At 51.5% G+C, this 5,509-nt stretch carries 2 tRNA genes and 3 rRNA genes; all 5 read left to right on the top strand.

What is annotated here, in order from left to right:
- The first annotated feature begins 227 nt into the window (after nt 1-227).
- Nucleotides 228-1,762 (top strand): 16S ribosomal RNA (locus QTH90_RS31465).
- A 70-nt stretch (nt 1,763-1,832) separates the two neighbouring features.
- Nucleotides 1,833-1,909: transfer RNA gene (locus QTH90_RS31460), tRNA-Ile, on the top strand.
- 51 nt (nt 1,910-1,960) lie between these two features.
- A tRNA-Ala gene (locus QTH90_RS31455) sits at nt 1,961-2,036 on the top strand.
- Between the two features lie 312 nt (nt 2,037-2,348).
- Nucleotides 2,349-5,219: ribosomal RNA gene (locus QTH90_RS31450) — 23S ribosomal RNA — on the top strand.
- 125 nt (nt 5,220-5,344) lie between these two features.
- Nucleotides 5,345-5,457 (top strand): 5S ribosomal RNA (rrf, locus tag QTH90_RS31445).
- Together the 16S, 23S and 5S rRNA genes with 2 tRNA genes alongside form the textbook arrangement of a ribosomal RNA operon.
- Nucleotides 5,458-5,509: the final 52 nt, after the last annotated feature.

Here is a 5,509-nt window from a genome sequence, read left to right as displayed (position 1 = left end):
GTGTCATAATCGAAGGCTTCGCTGATCGCAGCAAGCAAGACGCAAGACAGTAGATGTTTTGCGTAGTTCGTTAAAAATATACAGCCGATAAGCGTGGGCGTTTGAAGGCGATTGCCAAGTTCTTCGGAACAAAGTCGAAAAGACTTTAAACGCTCATGAGAATAGAAGTGAAGTTCACTTCAATTCCGTTTTTATGAGTTGCTCGAGAGAGCGAAAAATTCAAGATCGAACTATAGAGTTTGATCCTGGCTCAGATTGAACGCTGGCGGCATGCCTTACACATGCAAGTCGAACGGCAGCGCGGGAGCAATCCTGGCGGCGAGTGGCGAACGGGTGAGTAATACATCGGAACGTGCCCAATCGTGGGGGATAACGCAGCGAAAGCTGTGCTAATACCGCATACGATCTACGGATGAAAGCAGGGGACCGCAAGGCCTTGCGCGAATGGAGCGGCCGATGGCAGATTAGGTAGTTGGTGAGGTAAAGGCTCACCAAGCCTTCGATCTGTAGCTGGTCTGAGAGGACGACCAGCCACACTGGGACTGAGACACGGCCCAGACTCCTACGGGAGGCAGCAGTGGGGAATTTTGGACAATGGGCGCAAGCCTGATCCAGCCATGCCGCGTGCAGGATGAAGGCCTTCGGGTTGTAAACTGCTTTTGTACGGAACGAAACGGCTCTTTCTAATAAAGAGGGCTAATGACGGTACCGTAAGAATAAGCACCGGCTAACTACGTGCCAGCAGCCGCGGTAATACGTAGGGTGCAAGCGTTAATCGGAATTACTGGGCGTAAAGCGTGCGCAGGCGGTGATGTAAGACAGTTGTGAAATCCCCGGGCTCAACCTGGGAACTGCATCTGTGACTGCATCGCTGGAGTGCGGCAGAGGGGGATGGAATTCCGCGTGTAGCAGTGAAATGCGTAGATATGCGGAGGAACACCGATGGCGAAGGCAATCCCCTGGGCCTGCACTGACGCTCATGCACGAAAGCGTGGGGAGCAAACAGGATTAGATACCCTGGTAGTCCACGCCCTAAACGATGTCAACTGGTTGTTGGGTCTTCACTGACTCAGTAACGAAGCTAACGCGTGAAGTTGACCGCCTGGGGAGTACGGCCGCAAGGTTGAAACTCAAAGGAATTGACGGGGACCCGCACAAGCGGTGGATGATGTGGTTTAATTCGATGCAACGCGAAAAACCTTACCCACCTTTGACATGTACGGAATTCGCCAGAGATGGCTTAGTGCTCGAAAGAGAACCGTAACACAGGTGCTGCATGGCTGTCGTCAGCTCGTGTCGTGAGATGTTGGGTTAAGTCCCGCAACGAGCGCAACCCTTGTCATTAGTTGCTACATTTAGTTGGGCACTCTAGTGAGACTGCCGGTGACAAACCGGAGGAAGGTGGGGATGACGTCAAGTCCTCATGGCCCTTATAGGTGGGGCTACACACGTCATACAATGGCTGGTACAAAGGGTTGCCAACCCGCGAGGGGGAGCTAATCCCATAAAACCAGTCGTAGTCCGGATCGCAGTCTGCAACTCGACTGCGTGAAGTCGGAATCGCTAGTAATCGTGGATCAGAATGTCACGGTGAATACGTTCCCGGGTCTTGTACACACCGCCCGTCACACCATGGGAGCGGGTTCTGCCAGAAGTAGTTAGCCTAACCGCAAGGAGGGCGATTACCACGGCAGGGTTCGTGACTGGGGTGAAGTCGTAACAAGGTAGCCGTATCGGAAGGTGCGGCTGGATCACCTCCTTTCTGGAAACAAGCAGTTCAATTTGAACGCCCACACTTATCGGTTGTTGGATGAAGTCGATTCCATCGACATGGGTCTGTAGCTCAGCTGGTTAGAGCACCGTCTTGATAAGGCGGGGGTCGTTGGTTCGAGCCCAACTAGACCCACCAAATTCTTCCAATGGTCATGGCGCGCGGTGAGCGCGTCAGATGTGAGGACCCGGGGGATTAGCTCAGCTGGGAGAGCACCTGCTTTGCAAGCAGGGGGTCGTCGGTTCGATCCCGTCATCCTCCACCAACTTCAAACGAACGATACACGTCAACACCAAAGCTGCTTCGCGAGAGGCATCTTTGTTGTTGATCAAGATCTCTTGATCAATCGGCTGTTCTTTAAAAATTCATAGAGTCGAATTAGCGTCGCTGGTGGAAACCGCACATTCGTAAAGGTTTAGTGCGGACCGTGCCATCAGCGACATGAATTTTTGATTGCGTCAAATGAACTTCAATTTCGAGTCAAATCGATTTATGAAGACGGCATAACGCGCCAGGTGAAAGACCTGGCAATTCCTTGATTGATTTTGGTTTCTGTGAAGAAACGTCAAAGTTATAGGGTCAAGTGAATAAGAGCACGTGGTGGATGCCTTGGCGATGATAGGCGACGAAGGACGTGATAGCCTGCGATAAGCTTCGGGGAGCTGGCAAATTAGCTTTGATCCGGAGATTTCCGAATGGGGAAACCCACCGAAAGGTATCGCATACTGAATACATAGGTATGCGAGGCGAACCGGGTGAACTGAAACATCTCAGTAGCTCGAGGAAAAGACATCAACCGAGATTCCGAAAGTAGTGGCGAGCGAAATCGGAAGAGCCTGTTAGTGATAGCACAAGACTTAACGGAACAGCTTGGAAAGGCTGGCCATAGCGGGTGATAGCCCCGTACGTGAAAAGACCTGTGTGGTACTGAGCTAACGAAAAGTAGGGCGGGACACGAGAAATCCTGTCTGAATATGGGGGGACCATCCTCCAAGGCTAAATACTCATCATCGACCGATAGTGAACTAGTACCGTGAGGGAAAGGCGAAAAGAACCCCGGGAGGGGAGTGAAATAGATCCTGAAACCGCGTGCTTACAAAAAGTAGGAGCCCGCAAGGGTGACTGCGTACCTTTTGTATAATGGGTCAGCGACTTACATTCAGTGGCAAGGTTAACCGAATAGGGAAGCCGTAGAGAAATCGAGTCCGAATAGGGCGATCAGTCGCTGGGTGTAGACCCGAAACCAAGTGATCTATCCATGGCCAGGATGAAGGTGCCGTAACAGGTACTGGAGGTCCGAACCGACTAGTGTTGCAAAACTAGCGGATGAGCTGTGGATAGGGGTGAAAGGCTAAACAAACTTGGAAATAGCTGGTTCTCTCCGAAAACTATTTAGGTAGTGCCTCAAGTATTACCGTCGGGGGTAGAGCACTGTTTTGGCTAGGGGGTCATGGCGACTTACCAAACCAAGGCAAACTCCGAATACCGACGAGTACAGCTTGGGAGACAGAGCACCGGGTGCTAACGTCCGGACTCAAGAGGGAAACAACCCAGACCGCCAGCTAAGGTCCCTAAAATTGGCTAAGTGGGAAACGAAGTGGGAAGGCTAAAACAGTCAGGATGTTGGCTTAGAAGCAGCCATCATTTAAAGAAAGCGTAATAGCTCACTGATCGAGTCGTCCTGCGCGGAAGATGTAACGGGGCTAAGCCAGTTACCGAAGCTGCGGATTTGCAATTTATTGCAAGTGGTAGGAGAGCGTTCTGTAAGCCTGTGAAGGTGCGTTGTAAAGCGTGCTGGAGGTATCAGAAGTGCGAATGCTGACATGAGTAGCGTTAAAGGGGGTGAAAAGCCCCCTCGCCGTAAGCGCAAGGTTTTCTACGCAACGTTCATCGGCGTAGAGTGAGTCGGCCCCTAAGGCGAGGCAGAGATGCGTAGCTGATGGGAAACAGGTCAATATTCCTGTACCGATGTGTAGTGCGATGTGGGGACGGATCTTAATAGGTCATCCGGGTGTTGGATATCCCGGTTTAGTGGGAAGTAGGCGTGCATTAGGCAAATCCGGTGCACATATACCGAGGCCCATGATCGAGCCAGCTTGCTGGTGAAGTGACTGAACGAGGTTCCAGGAAAAGCCACTAAGCTTCAGCTACACACGACCGTACCGCAAACCGACACTGGTGCGCGAGATGAGTATTCTAAGGCGCTTGAGAGAACTCAGGAGAAGGAACTCGGCAAATTGACACCGTAACTTCGGAAGAAGGTGTGCCCTATTAGTGTGAAGTGAACAACGGAGCATGAATGGGTTGCAAAAAATCGGTGGCTGCGACTGTTTATTAAAAACACAGCACTCTGCAAACACGAAAGTGGACGTATAGGGTGTGACGCCTGCCCGGTGCTGGAAGATTAAATGATGGGGTGCAAGCTCTTGATTGAAGTCCCAGTAAACGGCGGCCGTAACTATAACGGTCCTAAGGTAGCGAAATTCCTTGTCGGGTAAGTTCCGACCTGCACGAATGGCGTAACGATGGCCACACTGTCTCCTCCTGAGACTCAGCGAAGTTGAAATGTTTGTGATGATGCAATCTCCCCGCGGAAAGACGGAAAGACCCCATGAACCTTTACTGTAGCTTTGTATTGGACTTTGAACAGATCTGTGTAGGATAGGTGGGAGGCTTTGAAGCAGGGTCGCTAGATCTTGTGGAGCCAACGTTGAAATACCACCCTGGTGTGTTTGAGGTTCTAACCTAGGTCCATTATCTGGATCGGGGACAGTGCATGGTAGGCAGTTTGACTGGGGCGGTCTCCTCCCAAAGCGTAACGGAGGAGTTCGAAGGTACGCTAGTTACGGTCGGACATCGTGACGATAGTGCAATGGCATAAGCGTGCTTAACTGCGAGACTGACAAGTCGAGCAGATGCGAAAGCAGGACATAGTGATCCGGTGGTTCTGTATGGAAGGGCCATCGCTCAACGGATAAAAGGTACTCTGGGGATAACAGGCTGATACCGCCCAAGAGTTCATATCGACGGCGGTGTTTGGCACCTCGATGTCGGCTCATCTCATCCTGGGGCTGTAGCCGGTCCCAAGGGTATGGCTGTTCGCCATTTAAAGAGGTACGTGAGCTGGGTTTAAAACGTCGTGAGACAGTTTGGTCCCTATCTTCCGTGGGCGCTGCAGATTTGAGGAAGCCTGCTCCTAGTACGAGAGGACCGGAGTGGACACACCTCTGGTGTATCGGTTGTCACGCCAGTGGCATTGCCGAGTAGCTAAGTGTGGAAGAGATAACCGCTGAAAGCATCTAAGCGGGAAACTCGTTTCAAGATGAGATCTGCCGGGGCCTTGAGCCCCCTAAAGAGTCGTTCAAGACCAGGACGTTGATAGGTCAGGTGTGGAAGCGCAGTAATGCGTTAAGCTAACTGATACTAATTGCTCGTGCGGCTTGACCCTATAACTTTGATCTAAAGATCAAGGCGTTATGCCAAGTTGACGCATTCAAATCAATTCAACAAACCGCTGATTCCAGACTCTATGAATTCGTCGCCTTGATCCAATCAAGGTGACAACCCTTTATGCCTGATGACCATAGCGAGGTGGTCCCACTCCTTCCCATCCCGAACAGGACAGTGAAACGCCTCAGCGCCGATGATAGTGCGGGTTCCCGTGTGAAAGTAGGTCATCGTCAGGCTCTTACAGCCCAGAAAAGCCCAGCCCCACAAAGGCTGGGCTTTTTTGCGTTC

This window comes from Variovorax flavidus, from assembly GCF_030317145.1.
GTDB lineage: Bacteria > Pseudomonadota > Gammaproteobacteria > Burkholderiales > Burkholderiaceae_C > Variovorax > Variovorax flavidus.
The sequence above is the reverse complement of the archived record's forward strand: the minus strand, read 5'-3'. Positions and strand labels throughout refer to the sequence as shown.